Source organism: Mycobacterium sp. IDUB_37 (assembly GCF_055419245.1).
Map to the genome: position 1 here is coordinate 17,014 of NZ_JBVAXG010000010.1, position 23,658 is coordinate 40,671.

Annotated in this window: 16 protein-coding genes, 1 pseudogene and 1 other annotated feature; of the genes and pseudogenes, 7 read left to right on the top strand and 10 right to left on the bottom strand. The window is 60.5% G+C overall.

Annotated features, from left to right (window positions below):
• The first annotated feature begins 205 nt into the window (after positions 1–205).
• Complete coding sequence (locus ACZY1I_RS26305; protein ID WP_463759369.1) at positions 206–1,429, top strand: EspA/EspE family type VII secretion system effector; 1,224 nt, start codon at positions 206–208, stop codon at positions 1,427–1,429.
• 380 nt (positions 1,430–1,809) lie between these two features.
• On the opposite strand, the gene ACZY1I_RS26310 is transcribed toward ACZY1I_RS26305, so the two are convergent.
• The 7 genes and pseudogenes from ACZY1I_RS26310 to ACZY1I_RS26340 all read right to left on the bottom strand — a co-directional run bounded on the left by ACZY1I_RS26310 (position 1,810) and on the right by ACZY1I_RS26340 (position 8,554).
• The gene (locus ACZY1I_RS26310; protein ID WP_463759371.1) at positions 1,810–2,544 is read right to left on the bottom strand and encodes a hypothetical protein; all 735 of its coding nucleotides are present in this window, start codon (positions 2,542–2,544) and stop codon (positions 1,810–1,812) included.
• 155 nt (positions 2,545–2,699) lie between these two features.
• Positions 2,700–3,453, bottom strand: a pseudogene (locus ACZY1I_RS26315) (IS3 family transposase); the annotation flags it as partial.
• Positions 3,023–3,154, bottom strand: a sequence feature (AL1L pseudoknot). Its footprint overlaps the pseudogene before it by 132 nt.
• 263 nt (positions 3,454–3,716) lie before the next feature.
• The gene (locus ACZY1I_RS26320; RefSeq protein ID WP_463759374.1) at positions 3,717–4,760 is read right to left on the bottom strand and encodes an EspA/EspE family type VII secretion system effector; all 1,044 of its coding nucleotides are present in this window, start codon (positions 4,758–4,760) and stop codon (positions 3,717–3,719) included.
• Between the two features lie 804 nt (positions 4,761–5,564).
• Positions 5,565–6,410: an EspA/EspE family type VII secretion system effector gene (locus ACZY1I_RS26325; protein ID WP_463759893.1), complete on the bottom strand. Its 846-nt coding sequence runs from the start codon at positions 6,408–6,410 to the stop codon at positions 5,565–5,567.
• Positions 6,314–6,682, bottom strand: coding sequence for a hypothetical protein (locus ACZY1I_RS26330; RefSeq protein ID WP_463759377.1), 369 nt, complete (start codon positions 6,680–6,682; stop codon positions 6,314–6,316). Before ACZY1I_RS26330 ends, ACZY1I_RS26325 begins: the two co-directional genes overlap by 97 nt.
• Positions 6,679–7,038 (bottom strand): hypothetical protein, encoded by a 360-nt coding sequence (locus tag ACZY1I_RS26335; protein WP_463759379.1) that lies wholly within the window; start codon positions 7,036–7,038, stop codon positions 6,679–6,681. The genes ACZY1I_RS26330 and ACZY1I_RS26335 overlap by 4 nt, the downstream gene beginning before the upstream one ends.
• 214 nt (positions 7,039–7,252) lie before the next feature.
• Positions 7,253–8,554, bottom strand: a complete 1,302-nt coding sequence (locus ACZY1I_RS26340; protein WP_463759381.1) for an EspA/EspE family type VII secretion system effector — start codon at positions 8,552–8,554, stop codon at positions 7,253–7,255.
• 549 nt (positions 8,555–9,103) lie between these two features.
• Between ACZY1I_RS26340 and ACZY1I_RS26345 the strand changes: the two genes are divergently transcribed.
• The 6 genes from ACZY1I_RS26345 to ACZY1I_RS26370 all read left to right on the top strand — a co-directional run bounded on the left by ACZY1I_RS26345 (position 9,104) and on the right by ACZY1I_RS26370 (position 18,524).
• Positions 9,104–10,480 carry an EspA/EspE family type VII secretion system effector gene (locus tag ACZY1I_RS26345; protein WP_463759383.1) on the top strand — a complete coding sequence of 459 codons (1,377 nt, stop codon included), beginning with the start codon at positions 9,104–9,106 and terminating at the stop codon, positions 10,478–10,480.
• 732 nt (positions 10,481–11,212) lie between these two features.
• A complete protein-coding gene (locus tag ACZY1I_RS26350; RefSeq protein ID WP_463759385.1) occupies positions 11,213–11,527 on the top strand; it encodes an ESX-1 secretion-associated protein in 315 nt (104 codons plus the stop codon).
• Positions 11,528–12,001: 474 nt separating this feature from the next.
• On the top strand, positions 12,002–13,264 hold the full coding sequence (locus tag ACZY1I_RS26355) for an MFS transporter (RefSeq protein ID WP_463759387.1): 1,263 nt from the start codon (positions 12,002–12,004) through the stop codon (positions 13,262–13,264).
• Between the two features lie 1,789 nt (positions 13,265–15,053).
• On the top strand, positions 15,054–16,454 hold the full coding sequence (locus ACZY1I_RS26360) for an allophanate hydrolase (protein ID WP_463759896.1): 1,401 nt from the start codon (positions 15,054–15,056) through the stop codon (positions 16,452–16,454).
• Positions 16,451–17,131, top strand: a complete 681-nt coding sequence (locus ACZY1I_RS26365) for a cysteine hydrolase family protein (protein ID WP_463759389.1) — start codon at positions 16,451–16,453, stop codon at positions 17,129–17,131. Before ACZY1I_RS26360 ends, ACZY1I_RS26365 begins: the two co-directional genes overlap by 4 nt.
• Positions 17,132–17,243: 112 nt before the next feature.
• On the top strand, positions 17,244–18,524 hold the full coding sequence (locus ACZY1I_RS26370; protein WP_463759393.1) for an EspA/EspE family type VII secretion system effector: 1,281 nt from the start codon (positions 17,244–17,246) through the stop codon (positions 18,522–18,524).
• A gap of 135 nt (positions 18,525–18,659) precedes the next feature.
• Here ACZY1I_RS26370 and ACZY1I_RS26375 read toward each other — a convergent pair whose 3' ends face one another.
• From ACZY1I_RS26375 to ACZY1I_RS26385, 3 genes are all read right to left on the bottom strand, one after another.
• A complete protein-coding gene (locus tag ACZY1I_RS26375) occupies positions 18,660–20,000 on the bottom strand; it encodes an EspA/EspE family type VII secretion system effector (RefSeq protein ID WP_463759396.1) in 1,341 nt (446 codons plus the stop codon).
• A gap of 307 nt (positions 20,001–20,307) precedes the next feature.
• On the bottom strand, positions 20,308–21,618 hold the full coding sequence (locus ACZY1I_RS26380; RefSeq protein WP_463759399.1) for an EspA/EspE family type VII secretion system effector: 1,311 nt from the start codon (positions 21,616–21,618) through the stop codon (positions 20,308–20,310).
• Between the two features lie 590 nt (positions 21,619–22,208).
• Entirely contained in the window at positions 22,209–23,255 is a 1,047-nt protein-coding gene (locus tag ACZY1I_RS26385; RefSeq protein ID WP_463759402.1) for an EspA/EspE family type VII secretion system effector, read from the bottom strand.
• Between the last annotated feature and the right edge of the window lie 403 nt (positions 23,256–23,658).

Here is a 23,658-nt window from a genome sequence, read left to right on the forward strand (position 1 = left end):
GGGCACATCACAACAACACGGGTACAGATCGGTTGGACTCATTCAGCGGGAACACGCCAGGCGCCCCGAGCAAGTGGGCGGTCGGCGAAACGAAAGTGTTTGCTCAGCACGTGACTTTGGCGCAGGGGCGGTGGTTCTGGCGATGTTAAAGTGGCAGCTTGCGGGCGTGTGCCCACATCCCTGGTCAGTGCTGAGGTGGTTTTCTATGTCGTTCGTTGATGCGGGCCGGGTGTTGTTCGCGTTGGGCAATGTGGGTTCGCAGTTCGCTCACCTAGGTTCAGGCCCCAAATTTTCGGGAACGTACATCGCGGCATGTGCCACTAACACGGGGATCGTCGGCGCGGTACCGGTGAGCTATCTCGCCATCCGGTGCGGAGTCGACAGCACGGTCAACTCAGCGTCAACGTTCGCCCAATATCCACTCGAGTTTGTGGGTGGCGTTCCTTCCGAAAACCTCATCAGCGCAGTAGAAGCGAAGGTCTCAAAACCGGTAAGTATTATTTTGTGGACCATCAGCGTCGTTGACGCGGTCAGCACGATGTGGGGTTTCATGGCTCCTGCCGAGGGCGACGAGTTCACGGGAGGTGCCGAACAGTTCACCGCGTTATCCGAGACGCTGAAGTCGGCGGTCCCCGATAACCGTTGGCAGGGTGCGGCGGCGCAATCATACGCAGCGTCCGACGCCGCACTGCAAAGAATGGCGCACGCCTTGAGTGAGCTCGACGTGAAGCTGGCAGCCGAAGTGAAAAGTCACGCCAACTTTATCGCCGCCGCGCGTGTCGTTTTCGGGACACTTAAGGATCTGCTGGTCGCAGCGATCCCCATCGCCGTAGCTGTAGAAGTAAGCGGCTCACCTTGGGGCTATGTTTTCGCGATTGCCGCCGCTATTTCCGTGGGTGTAGCTGTTGCAGCGGCGATAGCTGTTTCTGTTACGTGGTCGTCCGTGAAATCGTGGTCGATCAATGAATTGGCAGATGAGTACCGTACGTCTGCGGGATTGGCAGCGGGGGGTCCGCCGGTAGGTGCTTCTGCGGTCGCACGCTCCGGTGATGTGCGCGGTCCTGCGATGGATGGGGTTGAGGGCAGCACCCAGGCCGTCGGCGTGGTCGAGCCGCCGTGGGTGGCTGTGGCCAGCGCGGGTGACGATGGCGGGACCGGCCTCGACACTATTGCTGAAGACGCGGCAGTGGCCCCGCCCTCCGGGGCGTGGTCGGGGCCGATCTGGTCGCGAGATGCCGGCCCAAGCATGCGCGTCGCACGGCCGGGCGGCGCCGCGCGAAGGAAGTCGGCAGATTTGGAAGCTGCCGAGGCGCAGCCCGTCTACCTCGACACTGCCCAACAGGGCACGGTGTTCGCCGGCGCCCAGCGTGCCCCCATCGCGTCGGTCACCGCCCAGTCGCATCCCGTGTCCGTGCTGCACAGCGCTTGAGCCGGCCCATTGTCCATATTCTAAATCGTTGTCGAAGTGGGGATTTGAGACCGCTGGTGGTTAATGAGGTGTCATTGTGACGTGTCGTCGCGGCTGGGGCGTGCCTCCAAATCCATCTGCATGTCCGCAAGCAGTTCGCGCAGCGAGGCACTGCGGGCTGGCCGGCATAGCGTTCCAGCCATGCGTGGACATGGTGTGCAGAATCGCGTCGAGGGGTAGCTCTAAGCCGCAATAGTGGTGATCAGAACATCGATGGCGTCGCATGTAATACGCTTCGACATGGCTTAATCCTTCAAGGAACGAACCGGCATTAAACCGGAGAGGGTTCAAGCACGCGGTGGGCAGTTCCTCCGGGTGAGGGGACTTCTAGGCCTCTGAGTTCAGTGGTGCCGGTGGTACCGCGGACGTGGCGCCGCTGGTCTGGGCGGGTGCACGGCGGGATGTCGGTGTGGCGCCGCGGCTAGTCGGGCGGGGTCGGGGTCGGTCAGCGGCACCGGTGGTGGCGTGTGGTCACGGTTTCGGGCGAGGTTTGCAGATCCAGCAGCGGTAGCCTTCGGCGGGGATGTCTTCGTTCGCTGTGGGAGGGTCGAGTCGGGGCGCCGCAGGGGTCTAGTCGGCACACCCCTGCGTTGAGCCCGCGCGCCGGAGGGGGTTATCCGCTGGGCCCGCCTCGATTCTGCAGATTGTGCCCCGATCAGCCCCGACGTCGGGGATACCGGGCCGCTCGATTCCGGCGCGGCGCCCCCAGCAGCGACCAGACCGGCGGGGCTGGGGGTGGCAGGTTCATGGTGATCGGCGGTGGCAGCTGCAGCAGCGTCCACCGCCGCAGCGTGGCCCGGCTCCGCAGTGGTGATCGGGAACGAGCCCGCACCCCCGACCGTCGTCGCGCCGCGAACCCCGACCCCTGCCACACCTGGGCCACCCCTTGATGCAACACTGGCACCCAGCTTGGCGTAGTCGGCGGCTAATGCGTTAACCGCCTGAGCGTTCTGGCTCGAAAACACCAACACGGTGGTCACGATGCCCACCGCAGCCGCCACCCCCAAGCCGGCCGCAACGTAAGCGAACAACTGCGACGACACCGGCCCGGCCAGCGGAGACAGCGCCAGCGCCACCTTTACGGCATGGAATGGGTCGATTGGTACAACAACCGCCGGCTGCACAGCCTCTTGGACTACGCCACGTGCTGACCTGGGTGGGGTTCGTCTACGTGGCGTTGGTGATCGACAGCTTTTCCCGGGCGCGGCGGGGCAAACGGGTGCGCACGACCAAACCCGATCCCGGCCACGCCGGCCCAGGTCGGCACAAACGTCAGATCGGTCACCCAAAGTTGTTTGGGGGCAATGGCGGTGAAGTCGCGGCCCACCAGATCGTGATGCCGTGGCGCGACCCCGGCGATCTCGGCTTCGCGCATCAACCTGGCGACCTGGTCACGGCCGATGTCGTGGCCGCACGCCGTGCTGCTTTCCACAGTTTGCGAGCCCCATAGACCCGGTAGTTGTTCTCCCATAACCGCGTGAGCACCGGTGTCATCACCCCGTCCCGGGGGGCCCGCGACGATGGAGTTCGGGTTTTGGCCGCGTAATAGGTGCTCGGGGCCATCGACACCCCTGCGCTACGCAGGACGGTGCAGATGGGCTCGACCCCGAACTCGTCTCGGTGGGCGTCGATGAACGCGACTACTTCTTGTGTTGGCGGTCGAGCTCCGCCCCGAAGAAACTGGCCGCTCGCTTCAGAATTTCGGTGGCACGCTTGAGTTCTCGGTTCTCCAGTTCGAGATCCTTGATCCGCTGGGACTCCGTTGTAGAAACCCCGGGCGCGTATCCGTCATCGATATCGGCCTGGCGGACCCAGGAGCGCACCGACCCGATCCCGTACCCGAGTTGGCGTGCGACCCGATGCACCGTTCCGTGCTCGGTACCCAACTCGGCACGCAACGCCCGCACCATCCGCACCGCCGCGGCCTTCTCCTCCGGGCTATACCGACGCGACGTCGGCTTTCCGGCCACCTGTTCTTTCGGCATGACTCCATCCTCGTTTCCAAGGTCTGGAGTGATGTGCACCAAACCCGGGGCGGTTCAGGGTGCCTTCGAGGGACCCCCTGGCTCGCGGTATAGGGCGCAGTCCCATCCGCAGCGGTCTCCTCGGCGGTCACTGCGGCCGACGCAGTGCCTCGGCGTTGTTTCAGGTTGTCTCTCAACGGTATTAACTGACCCGCATCGTCAATTCCACCCACCGTGGGATCGGGGGTGGGGTGAGATCTGAGACCGGAAGTAGGCTGGGCCGCCTAGTTTGGTGCCGGTTTCTCAGTTTCCGCGAGGAGTTTCGTCGTCGTGCGGGTGGGTCCACGCGAAGCCGTAGGCATGCCTGACGGGGTGCGGAGGGGGCGGTCGGTGTCAGGGCGCGCGAGCGCGCGTGCGGTGCCAGCGCCATCAGGGATGGGTGCTCGCGCGCGAAAGGGGACGGAGCTAGCTGGAGGCGTGGACCGGTGCACTGGGTCGGTGCGGCTGGGCGGCGTGGTCGAGGGGTTGGACAGCCTGACCAACTGGGACAACGTCGGTTGTGCCGCGGCGGCGGTGACCGGGACCACGGCGGGGGGCGCCCCCGGCCCCGCGAGCGGTTTTCCGGGACCAAAGGCTTCAGCTGCAACTGCCGCGACGGCGGGTGTTTTCTGATCGGAGGCCGTCACCCCGACCTCATCGGCGGGCAAACCGGTGTTTGGGTCCGCGGTAGTGGCGGATCCCTTCGCTACTGCTGCGACTGATGTCTGGCTGGGTATGTCGACTGTCGCAGTGTCGAAAGCGCCCGCGCCGGCCGTACCGGTGCCCAGTCGATGGTATTGATCGGCCAATGGATCGGCTGCGTGGGCGTTCGTAAACGATAAACCCAGCACGGTAGCGAGGATGCCGACCGCGGCCGCCACCCCCAGGCCGGCCACCGTTAAGGCGAACCACTGACTCCACACCTCTCCCGCTATGGGCGACACCGACAGGGCAGCCTCCACTGCAAGGGCCATTCCCAGCAGCGTGGAATCGGTGCCCAACACAAGGCGTGCGTGATCGACCCACAAACCTTGCTCAAGGGCGATCTGCGCCAATGACCGATCGGCGTGCACCATCGCCTGGGCTCGCTGGCGCTGCGAGCTGTTCTGGTCGAAGAAGTTATCCGCAGCTCCACTCGCCCAATAATCGCTTGTCGAGCCAGCTGCCAATACCCCATCGACACCCACAAATGCCGCCGCACCAGCGTCTAAGCACTCACCCTCGGATGGTGAGCCGAACCCTGCCGTCCACTCCAGCGACTGCACCACAGATAGGGCGTACAGAATCACCCTCCAATTCGTACGCTCAGACCAACCTTGCTGAGCCTGTCTCTTCTCGCTCGCTTGGTTTTGTTCGTAGTCCCTCTTCGCGGAGTTCCACTCCGCGTCCGCAGCAGCGTACTTTTTTTGGGCTAATGATGCTTCATAACTGTCCACTCCGAAAGAACGCTTGACATCAGGAATGTCATCCCGGGCGTGCTCTCTCGGCCATATCGCGGCCTCTAGACGATGTGGCGCCGCTGCACGCTTTTCGGTCATTCTTAGAAACGCAGTGCCACTGTTTATACTAGCGGCGTTTCCGATAAAGCCCATTGCGCCGGCGGCAGTATTTTCGTGGGTAGGGGCGACGCCTCCGCTGACGTCGAGATATATGCCAGCGGTGTTCCCGCCGAGCCCCAGCAGGCCATTGATAATTGCGCCCGCTTCAGCGAGGACTGACATCGCTTCACTCTCCCTATGTTGGTTCGTTCCAGTCTAAAGGCCTGCAAGTCTACTGCTCCGCACGATTTGAGACTCCCGCCAAGCTATCCTCCCCGAGATCAGCTCACGGCCATGCGGGTCGGGCCCGAGCGCAATACCGAAATAGGTATTTGCGAGTGACATCGCGGTATTGTCGCCTTCGCGGTGGTGGTGACACCTCGACGAGTTGTGGTGCGGCTGTCGCAGATTGTGCGCCCGTGCCTGCTGCGATGCGAATCGGTGAATGCAGAGCGACGAGTGCGCTGAACGCGGAACCAGTTTCGAATGTTCAGCCGCGGCTAATGGTGCGGTGCCTCGGTCGGCGGGAAAATCCGCAGAATTTCGAGGTGAGGGCTAGAAATTGCGGTGATGCAGGTCAATTCTCGGTAGCCGATGGAGGTGGGGTTCATCGGTTGGCTGGGTGTGCTCGCTGTTGGATATGGGTGCGTGCTCAGCAATGGCTTCGCCGGTGCACTCGTCGGTGTCTGTCGGTGGGGTGGCCCTGGCTGGGCGTGCCGAGGCGGCAGCTGGGCTTAACTGTTCGCGCATCGGTACCAGGCGGTGCGCCGGCGGTAGCGGCACGGGTGGGGGTGTAGCTGTAAGTGTGGCTTGTACGCGGCCGTCTGAGGCGCGGGTCGCGGAGCAGGGTGTGTGACCCCGAACGCGGATCGCCGTGGTGGGTGTCGATGGGGCCGGTGTGCTGGTAGTCCTCGAGGCAAAGGAAGAAACAGGGCAGCGGGCACCGCGGGCAATGGTTGTGGCGATGTGACCGGTGTCGGTGCTGGTCGGCCCGCGGTGGTAGCGGGGGATCAATGCATCGACTGCCTGAGCGTTGTCGGTCGATTCGGAGATCACTATCCCGTACATCGTTGCGGCGGCGAGACTTCCGAATCCGGCTGCCATGATCTCGAAGCCGCGCGCCAAGTTGGTGCCCACGGGATAGGGAGCGAGCCAGTTCAAGGCTTCCCGGACGGCCAGGGCAGCCATCAGCAACCCTTTATCGATTCCCAGACCTAGATGCAGCCGGGTGACCCACTCGGCCTGGCCCTGCACAACGGCTGCCAAGGCGGTGTCCACAGCGGCCATCTCGGCAGCAAGTTCCGTCAGCTGCGTGTTCTGGATGACGTAGTCATGCGACGCAGCACCTTGCCACCCTTCTGCGGGGACCGCCGATCCCAACTGATCACCGACAGCAGAGATGCGCTCAGACCCGGTCTCGAGATCGTTGCCCTCGTAGGGGGCCCGAACCCGATGGTGAGTTCCAGGGCCTCAATGATGGTGATCGTCCAGTAGATAATGCTCCCGCTATGCGCCCGATCCGCCGCCTTGTCCTGCGCGGATTTCGCCGCTGTTTTGGCGTCGGCCTCGGCGCGCTTCACCTTTGCCCGCCATTCACTTTGAATCGGGCGGTTCAAATCTGCAACACGGTTCTCCTCAGCTGCTACCGCTCGAGCGTAAGCCTTATCAATCATGCTTGAATTTTTACAATGCAGATCCCATGCTTTTTATCCGTGGCACCTTTTCTATTCAGCATCAAATTTAATCTTGCATTTGTTCTGATATTTTCAATTTCTTCAATACGACTGACGGCCTGCTTCGGAGGCGGAACTTCGGAATAAAAATCGTGCCAATCTGGTGATGTAGAAAGATTGGCTAATGCAGTTTTCCTAGTCAGTATGGTTAACGCTGCCGTACTATCCACGGAAGCGTTAGTAACTAGCGGAGCCGTATATTCGTCGCTCAACCCCATCCCGCCTACCCCAACAAACTCTTTGCTCAAGCCCCCCAAAGCGGCCAGGATATTAATCGCCTCTGAAATAGGGTCCACCGTGCCCACCTCTCCCGCGCAACCCCCTCGGCGGGCGCGTCCATTCCGATAATTTTAACAGGGGCGCACAGTAGCGGAATGCGGCAAAAACTAGGTCAAAAAGTCGGGTTCGGATCCAACGTGCCCCTGCAACCCAGGGGTTGGCGGGGCAGTGGGGTCTCTACGCTCATTGGGTCACGTTTAAGTTAGCCGATCTAATCGGTAGGGTTGTGTGTCAGAGCAACTGGATGATCGCCTCAGCACGACGACTGTTAGTCGCTAGCGGAGGGACGGAGCAATCGCTAACTTGTGCGCCCAATGCTTTGATCGCCCCCGTATTCGCGCTATCCGGCGCATTCGCATCGGCTGCGGTCTCCTCGGCGGTTCGTGCGGCCAACGCGTACGTGTGTGCTGACGAGGCTTCATATCGGCGCCCTGCAATCTCGCTGACCCCATCTCGCTGCTGAGACGCATAGTTTGTGCGATCCGTACCACGCTCGCGCCGGTGTTGAGCTATCGCGGTCAAAGCGGGCATGGTCAGCAGCGGACGGTCCTGCGTCCCTGGTTCCGCGGGTTCCGCGGCCGTGCCATCCGGTCCCAGCTCGCCAGTGCTCGACAGTGCGGTCGGCGTACGTTCGTCCGCCGCAGCGCTGGATGCGCCAGCCATTGTGGGCGCGGTCGATGTCAGGTCTTCCGCGGGAGTGTCGTAGTTGGCGTCGAAGCTGTCGACGCTCCGCTGCGTGCCAGCGCCTACCGGTGGCTGGGCCGGTGTGCCTGCTGAGTCCATTCTTGCCGACACTTCGACGTACCCGGGCACCAACAAGTCCGCCTTCTCTGCGTTCAGGACGGAGTAAGTCAGGAGCATGCTGAGCATGGCTGTCGCCGCGCTGAGGCCGAGCGTACAAACAGCGATGGCGAATATCCGCGCCGGGATCGGGCCCGCCGGAGGAGGCAGGAACAGAACCGCCACGTCAAGGACGTAAGCGGTAGCTAGCAGGTCTTTCACCGCCCCCAGGCCTGACCTGCTGTGAATCACCCACTCAGCCTGATTCTTCGCGATAGCCGCCAGCTCGGCGTTTATCATCAACAACTTTTGCGTGCAGTCGTTTAAATCCAAGGCGCGCGCTGAGTGGGCTTCTGCCGCGACGCCTTCCCAGCGTTGGTTTAAAGTAGCGGACCTCAACTGCCCGCATAACTCGGCGACTCGATCCTTTCCACCTTCAAAATTCTCGCCCTCGACTGGGAACCCAAAGCCGGTTGTCAACTCCATGAGGTCAACGACGGTGATTGCCCAGAGAATAAAATGGGCGCTCTGTATGGCAGCAGTACCATTTGGCGATTTGAGGCGCATCGATACTCTAGTGATTTGGTTAGAGCTAAAATACTTCGTCATCAGACGCGGGACGGCCCGCCTGAGATAAATGGAATTAACCGGCGCCACCACATCACCGGCCATGCTGGACGCACTCGCACCGGCGAATTCAGTGTTGGTGCGGAAATCTCGAACCCCGACAAATTGCTGAGCCAGGCCGGACAAGTTCGCAATTATCCTCGCGGCGTCCGCTGCCCAATGCATTCGTTGTGAACCCCCGCTTGTGTAAGAGCCTGCTGCTGAAGTGCTCGAGGTAACGTGCCTCGACGCAAATACTTTATCAGCGTCTGGACCGCTTTGGCACGCGCAAATGGGTGCGCCGACCTCGCGGCACGATCGGCGGATTCTCTGACACAACCGCGGCGCACTGGCCGTAGCGGCCTAGTGACGATGTCATGACATGCTCGCCGCGTGTGGATCTGATCACGGAGCGGTTCAACCCATAGAGGGCTTCGCTGGCCGCTGCTGTGCATGGAGCCTCTTGGCGGACCTCATCCACAAATCCCCTGGTAGTGGCCGAGACGCATCGCAAACTCTGCTGGAGGCGGTGACGTCAAACCGAGAAAATGATTTTGCTGACGGACATCTACCGAAGAAGCGATCCCCCACAAAACTACTGCGTTAAGGCTGTTCGGCTGGTGTTAGGCTCGAAAGAGTGTCTGGGCGGTTTCTCCGTCGGGCAAATTGGCTTAGTGCTGAAGCGAGGAAACTCAAATGTCTGTATTTACTGACGCGGCGCAGGTCCTCACGACCTTGGCAGCTCTAGGCGCTGCTGGCGGCAGCTTTGGCGTGGACCTTGCTGGTCTCGGCGATGGCGACTACGGCGCCGAGTACATTGCCTCACGGGCGACGAACATGGCTGGTGACTCCTTCGCTGTTGGTGCGTCTATTTACCAGGGTTACAAATTTTTCGACTTACGCCGTAAAGTGGCTGACTTAGGCGCGGACAACTACCCGGCCCTTAATAAAAAGATACAAAAGCGGCTCAACGCCAAAATTGAAGAAGTGACGAGTCCGATCCTGCATGCTTTGACAGTTGTTGAACTACTGGAACTTGCAACGGGATACGGAACGCCGAATGATGGCGATGCGTTCACGCGTGGATCTGAGCAGTTCGCCGCATTCGCGGTGCAAGTAGAGGCTACGTTCCCGGATCAGCGTTGGCAGGGCAAAGCGTCGGAGGCCTATCTAACGAAAGATGCAATGCTGCGCGACAGCGGACGAATTACAGCTGATTTGGACGGCAGTCTTGCAGCCATTGTCGCCGCTCAGGCAAGTTGGATTCACCACACTCGCTTGGGTCTCGGCGTGGATAAAGATCTTCTGGCCACCGCTTACGTTATTGAGCAAGTCATGAGGAAAATGGCCAGGCCTGAGACAGCGTACGCATTCGCGGGCATGGCCGCGCTGCTTGGGGTGGCAGCAGCCGGGACCCTGGTAGCCATTCTGACGAGCATGTCGGGCATGCAGGCCATCGACGCGAATGCCCTGGCAGATCGTTATCGTAGCCTGACCCCGGCCGACGGTAAGTCAGACGCGTTCGTGCCTGCCGGGCCGTCCGTCGAATCAGAGTCCGCAGTGTCAAGCTTCGAGGTTGCGCCCAGCATGCTGCGGGGGGCCGGGGCAACGACGCAGGCCAGCGGTGCGGCTCACGGACCTGCGTCGGGAGCAGAAACTGCCGACCAGAAACAAAATGCGGGGGCAGGCGCGATCGCTGAGTCGACAACGCCGGCTGCCGCTGGGGCAGCGGTGCCGTCACTAGCTCAGGTGACGCAGTGGTCGGGGCAGGTGGCGAAAGCCTCCGGGTATGCCTCGCAACCCCTGAACATGACCAACCAGGCGTCCAGTCAGCTGCAACAGATCATCTCTATGGGTCAGCGAGGGCCGGGCAGCGCAACGCCGGCCGATGATGCTGCCGCCAAGGACGCCCCGCCGACCGGACCCGACGCAGCGGACACGGATGCAACGAGCGACTTCGCCGAAGGCGCTGGCCGGCACGCGGGTAGTGGGTCTGCGATACCCGCGGGCCTAGCGCAGGGCAGCTCCGATCGGTCGCAGGAAGAGCCGGGGTCCGTGCGACGGTCACAGTGACGAGCTCTCCTGCACGGTTCCTAGAGAGTAATCTCCAACGGTCTCGCCCGCCGCGTCGTTTAGGGCAGATGCACATGCTTGACCACGCGTCCACCGCGCTGCGACCCGGGTCGGGGTTGGCCGGCGCGCATACCGCATCGACAAATTGAGTCAGTTATCCATGCTGTCGCTAAGGCTCCGCAAATTGCAATCGGGATAGCCTTACACGGGCTTAGGTTCGCCGATTTTTAGCTAGGTCGGTGGCATTCAACCGGCTATCCGTCTGACGCCATGTCCCGACTCTGGCGCACCACCTACCGTCGTGTGCTCCCCGGAGTCGGACTTGACGATCGCGCCGGTCGCACCGACCCAAGCATTTCCGTGTGGGCAGCACCGACGCCAAGTCGACGTTCAGGCCATTCTCAACACTCGCGCCGCGGCCATCATCTCAGAGGCCATCGGGACCTCCCACGATGCAAACGGCGTCGAAAATTGCCGCAGGGGGTACACCGTGACCGATGTTAGGCTTAATCCCGTACGTTCAGCTCCATGTGGGTGGCGCAAATCAGCTATTTTTGGGGACTTACCAATGTGTAATGCGGGAGGCGTTGCCAACAGCGCGGCGCCTCTCCTTAGGGCTCAGCGGTTACCAGCTCTTAGTCGATCCTCATTTGTGCCGTTCTTTAACTAAATGAAGCTGAATGTTTAGGCAGTAAACACAGCGTCAGCGCAATCACCAATGAAGGAGACAACATGTCTGATTTGAATGTCGACCCGCAGTACTTGGAAGAACTGGCCAAGAAGCAGGATGAGGCCGCGCGGATGGCTGGCGTTGCGGCGGCGGCGGCTGACGACATCAAAACCTCCCTCTGGGTAACTCACGGCGTGGTCAGTGGCCCCTCCAATGTGGCGATCACGAATGCCGCGGAGGCTCGCAAAGCCGCAGGCGAGCGGATGAAAAAGAAGTCAGAAGAGCTCGCCGCAGATTTGCGTAAGGCCGCGAAGGCTTATGAGGGAACCGATGAACAGTCCGGCGAAAACATCGACAATCAGGTGGTTGATCGCTGATTGCACCATCCAGAAATCCGTAGGGCAAGTCCGGTAGGCGTAAGGTGACGCCGGTCTACCGTGTGCGCGAATGCGGGCCGCGACTCAGCCATTAGATCGCAGAACCTGATCGATTAAATTGCTGTGGCGGTGTGCCGTGGCGACCGTCCCACACGTAGGTATGCGCCTGATGTCGTACGCGCAATTGAGGAATGCCCAGGCGTCGAATGCACGACCAAGTGCAGTACAAGCAACGGTCAGATTCGGCGCACGGGTGTTCTAATTTGCATGCTAGTTCGCGATCATCTAGTCGGACTGAACAAAAGCGTGGGCAGAAACATCGGCGATGACGTCACGGGGTCTAGCGATCCGGAAATAGCGTCTGAGCGGCCCACACGCTTGACCCGGGAATTGCAACGACAAACCACCGCTATTGAATGCGCACCCATGCGGCAACACCGCCGAGAGTCCAGCGCGAGCAGCGAAACCCGGCCGATGGTCCGAGTCGCGTTCGCCAGCTTCTTCGGCACCGCTATTGAATATTACGATTTCCTCGTATATAGCACTGCCGCGGCGTTGGTTTTTCCGAAGGTGTTCTTTCCGAGCCAGTCGCCTAGTGTCGCGACACTATTCGCGCTCGGGATGTTCGCGGCGGCGTTCATCTCACGCCCGCTTGGTGCTGCCTTCTTCGGGCATTTCGGCGACCTGATCGGGCGCAAAAAGACTCTGGTGGCCACTCTGCTGATCATGGGTGTCTCGACCGTTGCTGTGGGTCTGGTGCCGTCAGCCGGTTCGATCGGGATTGCGGCGCCTCTGCTTCTGGTCGTGATGAGGCTGCTCCAGGGATTTGCGGTGGGCGGTGAATGGGCTGGTGCGGCACTGCTGAGCGCCGAGTGTGCCCCTGTCGGCCGGCGGGGTAGATACGGGATGTTCACCCAGCTCGGAATCGGCGCCGGTACAGTCCTTGGCAATGCCGTATTCTTCATGATTGCCGCAGAAGGGGACGGCCGGTCAAATTTCCTGGCTTGGGAGTGGCGCCTGCCTTTCTTATTTTCCGCCGTGCTGGTGGCGGTCGCGTTGTACGTGCGGTGCAACATAGTCGAAACACCGGCATTCCTTGCGGAAAAGCGACGCAACACTGATCGTGCGGGGCGGGCTCCACTGAGGGATTTAATAGGGAACGAGCGGCGGCACGTCATTCTCGCCTCCGCCGTTATGTTCGCCCCATATGCACTGGGATTCACAGCAGGCACCTATTTGATGTCGTACGCACATACCGTGCTCGGCCATCCCCGCATACTTCTTTTTGCAGCGGGTATTCTTGGCGGACTGGCGCTGATGGTGTTCACCGCTGTGTCGGCCAGCGTCTGCGACGGACTAGGGCGGCGGTGCGTGATTATCTGCGGACTCGTCTTGGCGTTCCCTTGGTCATTTGCGCTGATGCCCCTGCTCAATACGGGTGCGCCCGCCTTGTTTGCGGTCGGCATCGCCGGCACCTACGCTATCCTTGGCATAATCTATGGACCTCTGAGCACATTCCTTCCGGAAATTTTCCCCACCCGTTACCGCTATACCGGCGCAGGTCTTGCCTACAATCTTGGCGGTATAGTGGGCGGCGCACTTCCGCCATTAGTGGCGAATATTCTGTTCGTGGCATTCGGAAGTTGGCCGATCGGTCTGATGCTGGCAATCCTCGTACTGATAAGCCTGATGTCGACGTATCTTTTACCTGAAACGAAAGACGGTGATCTCTCGTAACGCACTGGGTTTCTCCTGAGAGGAGCCCGGGTTCGACGGATGGATGTATTCGAACCTGTGCTTGACGCACGCAGGGGGGCGGGGATACTGGCTGTGCGTATGTCGTACACCTCGCCGAAAACGGTGAATCGCTGCCGCCGCATGGGGCGCGAACGCCGCGTCGTGCATCTTCAGGATGATGCGAACAACCTGGTCCCCGGAGAATCAACGTTCGCAACCGCATCAAAGGTGGGGCGCTTTAATTTGGCGGCCGATGCGAATCATCGATTCGAAAAGTCCTCATTGCCGCATGATGGATTCGGAGAGCCGGTGTTGCGGGTTGACCTGCATAACAATCCAGCCAGGTTCCGACGGTAGCCGCTAACGCTGTGCTGACCGGGATTCGCTTGAGTGCAATAGTTGTTACGAGCGTATCGATAGCCTCAAATGTCTCACCAATGCCGATAGCAATATGGAGCCGATGCATCTCGATTTTGCTGACGTATGGCCGTGCTGCGGCGGTGAGGTTCCATGCCAACGTGGTGTCGTCCGGTGCCTTCTTTGGTGCTACGTGTGAGTGGAGCGAGTCAGGACTCATCGCGGGTTGCGACCCTAAGTTGCTGAAAAATTTCGGTGGCGTTCGCATTTATCCCCCTCTGCACTCCATTTATCCTCGGGTCGGTGTTGTTCGTGCAGTCCTTTAGCGATCTGCTGCCCTGCTAAGCGTATCTCAGCGTATCGACAGGTAGATGCAGGAATTTTGGGGGACGTTCGGTCACTGACAGATAAGAGTTCGGCTATTCGTTAGTCGCCAGCAGCGAAGCCGAGGGTTCGACGAATTATTGCCCGCCGAGGGATAGGGTATATTTCCTGCTGGCTACTCCACCGCTGACGCGGGGCGATTGGAGTCAGCTAAAATCGATTTCCAGCGTGGCCCGGCCCGCCTGTCCGTCAGGCTTTCTCTGGCCAGTAGTCCACCAGCTGTTCAACGCATGCAGTCGACCTGGTGTTGTGTGATTGCGCCTGCGGCCGCCGTGGCAACTTCCGCACACATTTCTGCGGCCGCAAACAGCCAGGAATGGACGATTCGGTATTCGTATAAACTGCTAAAACGCTTACGCTCTTAAGGTCGACTCTATGGGCGAGCTAAGGACTGAATCCCATGGTTGACCAGTATTAGCGATGCTAATGCGTCAACCATTAGCTGCTAGAACCTGCGAATCCGCCAGCTCTAGAACCTAGACAATTTAATTAGCCCAGAAGTGGGCTGGATCAACGCGATCGGCTGGCGACCTTTGCCGCTCGCTACCATAGATCGGCAAACTCGGTGCCATCCACGGGCGATTATTGCACCGACCCTGCAATAGCTGCGATGGCGCCAATCCGCCGGTTGAATATACATACATCCGCTACGGCCACTCGTCTTCGTCGCTCTGCGCTGAACGAATCGTTCCAACTCTAACATGGGTCAAATCGCCTCCGTGCAGCAGTTTTTCGCGTTCGGCCGGGCACGCTGCACGGCCTCGCGGTTTGAAGCTCCGCAATCCCGCGGGGTGCCAGCGCCTGAACCGAATCACTGCGACGAGCCGCAAAGCAGCAGACGCGGGCGATTGGAGGAGAAAGAGGCGGAAATGGATGAACGCCGGGGCTTCACGCGCGCGTGGAGGAGGGGAAGAAATTGGTGCGATCGCAGCCTCGGCAGCGTACTTATACTTAGCTGCCGAAGCGTTCGCTTTGCCGAGAGACCCTCGATTAAGCAGTTGACGAGCGTGGCTGTGCTGATGATGAGGAGAGCGTGATCTTGACGCGGATTGAACGTGAAAACGGGCCGTCGATTGGGCCGTCGGTGGCTCAGATCCTGTCCTGGCATGCGGACGGCAGCGGGTCGCCGGTCCAGACTGCGGCGCGGGTCGCCGACGCAATTGCGGCCTGCGGAGACGATGGCACGTGGATTTCAACGGTGCCGAAGGATCAGTTATTGGAGGCCGCCGCGGCACTCGAAAACCGTCGCAACGCAACGAATTTGCCGCTCTATGGGGTGCCATTTGGAGTCAAGGACAGCATCGACGTGGCAGGCGTTCCTACTACGCTGTCGTGTCCCGATTACTCCTACGAGGCGACGCGCACCGCGCCCGTAATCCGCCGACTCCTTTCAGCAGGCGCGCTGTATGTCGGGAAAACCAACCTCGATCAGTTCGCCACCGGGTTGACCGGTACTCGGACGCCTTATTCAGTTCCGCAAAGCGTCTATGGCGGCGGAATGATTTCCGGTGGATCCAGCTCGGGCTCGGCGCGCGCGGTGGCACTGGGTCAGGTTCCGTTCGCTGTAGCCACCGACACAGCCGGTTCTGGCCGAGTTCCTGCAGCACTCAATGGAGTGATCGGTTTCAAGCCATCGCGGGGCCTATTCAGCACAGTGGGCTTGGTGCCGGCGTGTAAATCGTTAGACTGCATCAGCGTCATGGCGGGCTGCATCGATGACGTCGATCGCGTATTCAACGCAATGGCCCTCCGAGACCCAGATGATCCCTGGTCGCGGGAGCGCGGCCCGACCTTTCATGGTGCCGGTATCCGGGTGGGTTTGCCCCCAATTACCGAGCTTGAGTTCTTCGGCGACGCCAGCATGCGCCGGGCGCATTTAGAGTTCCGCGACCGGCTAGTCATGCAGAACGAGATTGTCGATGTGTCCTTGGAGCCATTTCTGGCCGCCGGATCATTGCTCTACCAGGGCCCGTGGGTAGCTGAGCGATTGGTGGAGTTCGGCGATTTTCTTGACGCACAACCAAATTCAATCCATCCGGTGGTACGCGATATTCTTGCGGGCGGGCACAAGTATTCGGCGGTCGACGCGTTTGCCGCGCTCCAACAACTTCAACACCTCAAAGCAATGGTTTCTCAGCTGTGGCAGCGGATGGACGTGCTGGTGGTGCCGACGGTGGGTACCACGTTCACCATCGACCAGGTGCTTGCCCAGCCTGTAGAAACCAACACGATGCTGGGGCACTACACCCACTTCGGAAATCTGTTGGACTTGGTGGGCGTGGCGGTGCCGGTTGGCATGACCGACGATGCACGCCCCTGCAGTGCCATGTTCCTGGGTGGAGCGCTCAGCGACGACACCGTGCTCGAACTGGCTGCCCAGACCTTGGGTGAAACCCGTGGTGCCCAAAACGGTCGACGCCTCAGCGCCGTGTCTGAGGAGCCGGCATGAGGACGCCGGTCACCCTGGCGGCCGAACCCTCCCCGTTCCGGCTAGTGGCCGGCGAGACTGCACTCCTAGTGATCGATATGCAACGGGATTTCCTTCTGCCGGGTGGATTCGGCGAGAGTCTGGGCAATAAAGTGAATGAGCTGTCAGAGGTAGTGGCCCCCCTGTCGGTGCTTATCGACGCAGCTCGATCGGCAGGAATGTTAGTGGTCCACACCCGCGAAGGCCATCAGCCGGACCTGTCAGATTGTCCACCAGCCAAGCTCAATCGCGGGGCGCCGACCAAACGCATTGGCGACGTCGGAAAGTACGGACGCATTCTGATCAGGGGCGAGTACGGGCACGACATCATCGACCAACTTGCGCCGATCGACGGTGAAGTTGTGATCGACAAACCTGGCAAGGGTGCGTTTTACGCAACTGAATTAGAAGGCATTCTGCGGCTCGGCGGTATCAGCCAATTGTTGATCACCGGAGTGACTACTGAAGTGTGCGTCCACGCCACCACCCGAGAGGCCAATGACCGGGGTTTTGAGTGCCTCGTCGTCTCCGACTGCGTCGGCTCCTACTCCCGAAATTTTCACCGAATCGGCCTTGAAATGATTACCGCCCAGGGTGGAATTCTGGGCTGGGTGAGCGATTCCGCGGCGGTAATCGAGGCGATCCAGACATTGCCCTAGGGTGCAGCGATGAAAGCACTCGACATTGGCGCACGGCAAGTAATTCTGGCGATGTTTAAAGTGGCACTCAGGCGCTGGGGCCCGCAGTCCGCTATCTCGAACGGGGTTTTTGATGTCGTTGTTAGTCGATGCCGGCCGTATTTTGTTTGCCCTCGGCAACGTGGGTTCTCAGTTTGGCTATACGGGGTCGGAGCCTAAATTCTCCGGTGAGTATTCTGCGGCATGCGGCACTAACGCAGGGATTCTGTTTGCCGTACCAGTGGGCCACTTGGCCCGCCGGTATACGGAGAAGTCCGCGGAAGCCAGCGCGGTGACCTTTGTCGGGGAGCGGCGGTTTAGGAAAGAATTTGTTGGAGGCGTTCCTACCCCCGAGTTTGTGGACGAGGTAGCAGAATTCAGGCGCAATTCAGTTGAAATTGTCCTGTGGGCCATTAGCGTCGTTGATGCGTGTAGCACGTCGTGGGGCTTCCTGATTCCCGCGGAGGGCGACGAGTTCACGGCGGGTGCTGCACAGTTCACCGCGTTGTCTCGTCAACTTGGTTCAGCGGTTCCCGATGACCGTTGGCAGGGCGCTGCGGCGCAAGCTTATAAGTTGTCGGATGCGGCGCTGCAGAAGCAGGTGGAAGCCGTAGCTGCACTTGACAAAAAGCTGGCAACTCTGATGCAGTCTCAAGCCCAGGATGTCACCCAAAAGCGCCTGGCCCTCGGGATACTCAAGGATCTGCTGGTCGCCGCCATCCCCATCGCAGCAGCCTTCGAAGCAACCGCCTGCATTGAGTTGGGCCGCTGGTTCGCTGCTATCGCGGCTTGTCTGAGTGCTGCGGCTGTGGTTTTCATCGCAGCGGAATCAGTCTGGGCGTCGCATCAAACAGCCGTAAACGTCAACCAACTTGCGGAGGAGTACCGGACGTCTGCAGCTGCGGTGATATCGGCTCCAGCTGGTGTTGGAGCGGTAGCGGAGTCTGCAGTTGCGGGCTCAAGGGATGGGCACTGCCGCGCGGCGGATGACGTTGCGGGCAGCGGCGAGGCCGGTGGTGTGGTCGAGCCGCCCACGATGGTTGACGCGGTGAGCGCGCGCGATTACGGCTGTTCCGGCCAGGACGTGACCACAGGAGGCTTGGTGGTGACCGAACCGGCTGAGGCGCGGGCAGGCGCGATCATCTGGCAGCGAGATGCCGGAACACGCGTCGACGCGGCGGCTGGGCGCGCCGGGCGGCGGCAGATGCCAGATTCGGAAGCCGTTGAGCCGCAGCCGCTTGAGGTCGACGCGGCTCACGAAGGCACGGTGTTGGCAGGTGGGCAGCGCGTTCCCATCGAAGCAATCACCCGATGGGCGCAGCCCTCTCCTGAGTCCGCGGGGACAAAGCACCCAACGCTTGTCGCGGCGGGTTAAGAAGACCGTCGTTCGGATTGGTTCCACCCGTAGGTGTCGCGCCTCTAGGGAGACGAGGTCGATCGCTGCCATACCGCAATCATCAGCGCGCGGAATATAGCGGCAGACGACCAAAATAAAACGACCGGAAACGCGTCACTCAACGTTGGAAAGTGCCAACGAGTCGCGCATCTCCGGAACCGCGGACGTAACGGCCCAGGGTGCGGCGTCGCCACGCGAAGGAGTCCCTGCTGCCCGGGCCACCCCGGCGCCCTTGGTGTCGCCGCCCGACGTTGCTCTCTTTGTTTCACCTGCTGCCGGCTCGACGGGGCTGGGGATCGATGCGAACGCGTGTTGCTGTCCCTGGATCTGATCAGCGCGAAAAGCCCTGTTGGTGAAAAGCCGCTCCAGGTTTGCGACTTGCCCGGAGGGCGCCACGCCGAGTGGACTGGGCACCATGAGCGCCCAAGGGAGGGTGGATGGCGTCGGCCCGTTCGGGTAGGGCTCGTGAGGCCCATCTCTGCCATCTGTTGCGCTGGCGCCGTCGCGTTGGTCAGTGGAACTGCCAGCTAAAACGGCGATACTTGGAGAATTTGGCGGGGCCGAGACATCTGACACAAAGCGGATCGGCGCATCCTCTACGGTCAGGCTGATCGGTGCGACAGCAGCTGAATCGCGCTGGCTCGGCTGGGCCGCAGGCGCGGCTTGTGCACCCAACGGTCGATATTCGGCCGTCACAGCGTCGACCTTCTCCGCATAACCGCCAGAGCAGGTGCCAACCAGGCCAGTAATCGCTGCAGCGACGGTAATGCCAAGGGAGGCAACGATTACTGCGAAAGCACCCGCTGTCCAACCGGGACTCAGGCAAGTAGCCGGGTCGCACGGTATCATAGACAATTCGAGGATGTAGGCTGCGGCAAGCAAGTCTTTCAATATTCCCATGGCGAATCGGAATTGTAGTAAGTGATCTGCGTGCTTCTCGACGCATTCCGCCAGCCTAGAATCTAACAAGGCCATGTTCTGCGATTGTGATCGGAGCTGCTGGACGGCATCGGTATAGGCTTGAGCGGCGTCACTTTGCCACCGAGCATCGGGAACAGCCGACGCCAATTCTTCGTACATGGCGATAAACTGATCGTGGCCCGTTTTGACTTTATCACCTGCGTCGGGCTGGCCAAATCCCATTGTTAGCTGCAACTCGTCAACGATGTACAGAGCATACAAAATGATACTCGCACCGGAGAATGCCATACTCTCGTCGTCGCCCAAGTTGGCAAGAAGCTGATCGTTTCGGCAAGAACCGGTTGGATCAAGACGATTGGTTATGAACACCCCACCGCTAGCCAAGACGGTCGCTCCGTCCCCGCTGATGGATGTTGCGCTCGGTAGGAGATATTTCGAATCGGCAAATTCGGCGTCGCGAAAGCCGACAAATTGCTGCGCCATACCTGCGAGAGCCGCGATAATGCCAGCTCCGGCCGAAAATGCATAGACCACGCGATTCCTTCACCATTCTTGCTCGAGATTGAACGCAATGACCAAACTTTAACACGGATTATATCGACCTTTGCGCACCGATAGCGTGTACTCGTCAACGCATTCGATGCGGGGACACGTGCTCAGTTGCCGTGGTTGGAGAGTGGAAGGTATAGGCACGAACGCTGCGGGTGCTGCAGGTTGAAAACGGCGAACATAGTCCCGTAACCGCGCTTCGCCATGCAGTTCGTTCAGTGCATCAAAATCGAGCTAGTACAGGGCTCGGTTTAATTTAAGACGTTAGGTCTGGTGGCGCGCAAACCGCTACTTAATGCTCGGAAAGTGCCAGCGAGTCATGGCGCATCTCCGGACTCGCGAACGTAATTGCCCACGGCGCGGAGTCGCCGGGCGCGCCAGTCCCTGCGTGCCAGCCGGCTGCGACGTAGTCGCTGGCCGAGGCAGCTCTCTTTGCTTCATCTGGCGCCTCTTGGGCGGCGCCGCGGACCGAGGCAGACCCGTGTGGCTGTCGCTGGGGCTGATCAGCGCGAAACGCCCGCTTGTTCGAATGCCGGTCCAGGTCTGCGACTTGCCCGGCGGACACTACCTCAACTGGTCCATACGCCACTAGTGGCTCAGGGGGCGTGCACATCGCCGAGACGTGAGCGTCTGGCTCGTGATGCCCACCCCCGCCCTCTGTTGCGCGGGTGCCGGCGCGCTTGTCAGCGGGACTACTGGCTGAAACGGCGATACTTGCAGAATTTGGCGGTGTCGAGGCATCTGAAATGAAGTGGACCGGCACATCCTCAATAGAAAGGCTGATCGGTATGACACCAGCTGAATCAAAGTTGCCCGGTTCGGCCGGATGCGCGTCGGCTTCTCCACTCAGCAGTCGATACTCGGCGGCCAAAGCGTCGGCCTTTTTTCCGCATAAGTCAGAGAAGGATAAGAGGCCAGCGGTAGCACACAGCACGATGGTCATGGCGAGCAAAACGACCATGATTGCGAAACTGCCACCCGGCCACGCCCCCATCGTGGAAAGCTCGATAATGTAAGCGGCGGCAAGTAAATCTTTCAGTATTCCCATGGCGAATCGGAAATGAATTAGTTGATCCGCGTGGTTCTCGACGCATGCCGCCAACTTGGAATCTAGCAAGGCCATTTCCTGCGACCATATCTGTAGCCTCTTGACGGCGTCGGCGTATGCCAGAGCGGCGTCACCGCGCCACCGGGCATCGGGAAAAGTCGACGCTAATTCCTCGTGAATGGCGGCAAACTGATCGTGACCTGATTTGAAATCATCGCCGGCGTTGGGCTGGCCGAATCCCATTGTTAATTCTACTCCATCAACAATGGTTAGTGCCCGCAGAATGATGCTGGGTCCTGCGAATGCTCCATTATTCTCATCGGATAATTCGGCAAGAAGTCGACCGTCTCGACAAAAACCTTTTGGGTCAACGCGATTGGCTGCGAACACGCCACTGGTAGCCAAGACAGCTGCACCATCTCCGCTGATGGAGGTTGCGCTGGGTAGCAGATATCGCGATTCAGCAAATTCGGCATCGCGAAAGCCAACAAATTGCTGCACCATGCCTGTCAGAGCGGCGATAATGCCAACCCCGGCTGAATATGCGTATACCATGCGATTCCTAACTATAATCGTCGCTCTGCAATGAACGCATTGCCCACACCCTAACACGGGCAATATCGGCCTCTGCGCAGCAATTTTGCGCAATCGGCAACGCATTCGATCCACTTAGCGGGACGGGAACGTCGGCTGTCCCAACCGGGGTCTGTTGTTGCCTAAGGGGATCGCCGGAAAGGACTCACGCCTGCGGCGGGTGTAGCGAGATGTGCCAATTTCTATGGTTAACGGGTGCAAGCCGCCGGTGTGAACGCTCACATGCGGGGTGTTGGATGCGGCGAAACTAGCGCGATCCATGCCGCGGTGGCGTCCTCTAACTAGCTCTGCATTCTATTTGCAAGTGCCCGGCTGCCGAAGGAGACAGCCCCGAGTTCAGCTGACACTCGCGATGTGACTCTCAGGCCGCGATTGCGAGAGTTGTACGGAGCGGCTCCAACTTCAGTTGGGTGAGCCTGCCGAGTGTGCCTTGGCTGCGCCGTCGGTGTCAGGTGCGCTCGGATGGTGCGTGGCATTGTCGGGCTGCGCTCTGTGATACGACCCAAAACTGTTGCGGCTCAGAGGCATCGGCGAGCACAGGGCGGGATGGCTTACGCCTCGGCGGGCAGTGATGCGGGTGCCGCAGATTCTCCGCTGGCGGCCGCGGGGGTGTGGGTAGGTGCTCGCAAGGTAGAAGTGGTGCCGGCGGTGGCGCCCGTATTGGAGGCGCGGCTGGTTTCGGCCAGCGCAGCCGGTGACGCCGTGTCGCTGACAGACGTCCGGGCCTTCGGGGTGACGGAAATTGATGCGCCACTGGGTCTCAGTGCCGCAGGTGCGGTGGTCCGAAGAATCGAGCCGTCCTCGTCCAGTGGGACCGACGCTAATTCTGCAGCCGCTGCGATGAACCCGACCTGCGCCGGAAACGCCGGGCCGGTAGATACCCGAGACGTTGCACCATCGCCGGCGGCGGGTGCCGAGGTGGGTTTCGGGGCAAAGTAGGGATCGGAGGCTGCCGCTGCGACGGGGCCTCGGGGTGAGGCGGATTGAAAATCCGGGGTGGTGATGGGCACCTCCGACGCAGGCGCGACCGTCGTAGATCCAGCAACACCCAGCGCTGCAACGTCCGTACTACCCGCAGTGGCCCCGCCGGCACCCAGCCGGTCGTAGCCACTGGCCAACGCGTCAACAGCTTGAGCATTTTGGAACGAGAACGCCAACACCGCGGCCACCATCGCCGACGCAGCCGCCACCCCAAGACCGGCCACGCTACGCGCGAACCATTTCGCCACCACCGGTCCGGCCTCCGGCGACACCGACAGCGCCATTTCCACAGCGAGGGCAATTCCCAACAGCGTCGCATCTACGCCCAACACCAGCCGGCCATGATCCACCCACACCCCCTGATTAGCGGCAATCTGAGCCAACGACCGATCCGTCTGCGCCGCCGCATCAGCGTCGTTGCGCTGCGAACTGTTCTGCCCGTCGTAGCCATCAGCAGCAACACTTTCCCACTGCTGAGCAGCAAACCCGGCCGCCGTCACCTCACCCACTCGCACAAATCCCGCTGCACCAGCCTCAAAACACTGCCCATCGAACGGAGCCCCACAACCCAACGTCCACTCCAACGACTGCACCACCGACAACGCCCACAAAATCACACTTAAATTTTGATCAGCCCGCTCGCGTTGGGCTCGTTGGGCTTGTTGGGCTTGTTTGGCGTGTTCGTAGTTACCCTCGTGCTTATTGAACTCGTTAGTCGCCTGCTTAAGTGTGTCGTTCTTGCGGTTGAGTTCGTTCGTCGTTTCACGAATGGCTGCTTTGGTCCGATCCGGTAAATCTTCGAATTGCCACTTTGCGTTCCCCGTGGTTGGGTTCTGCCACCGGCGAAATTCCTGCTGCGTGTGCATATCACGCACGTCCGCTTTTGCGACCTTAAACTTTTCCGACGCGAATCCTTGGTCGAATTGCGCGCGGTCGAGCGTCAAAGAAGCGGCATCCAGCCTTTGCCGAGCGGTATTTGTGGCTGTTTCGCATGCTTTTTCTGCAGCCAAGAGCGCAGGC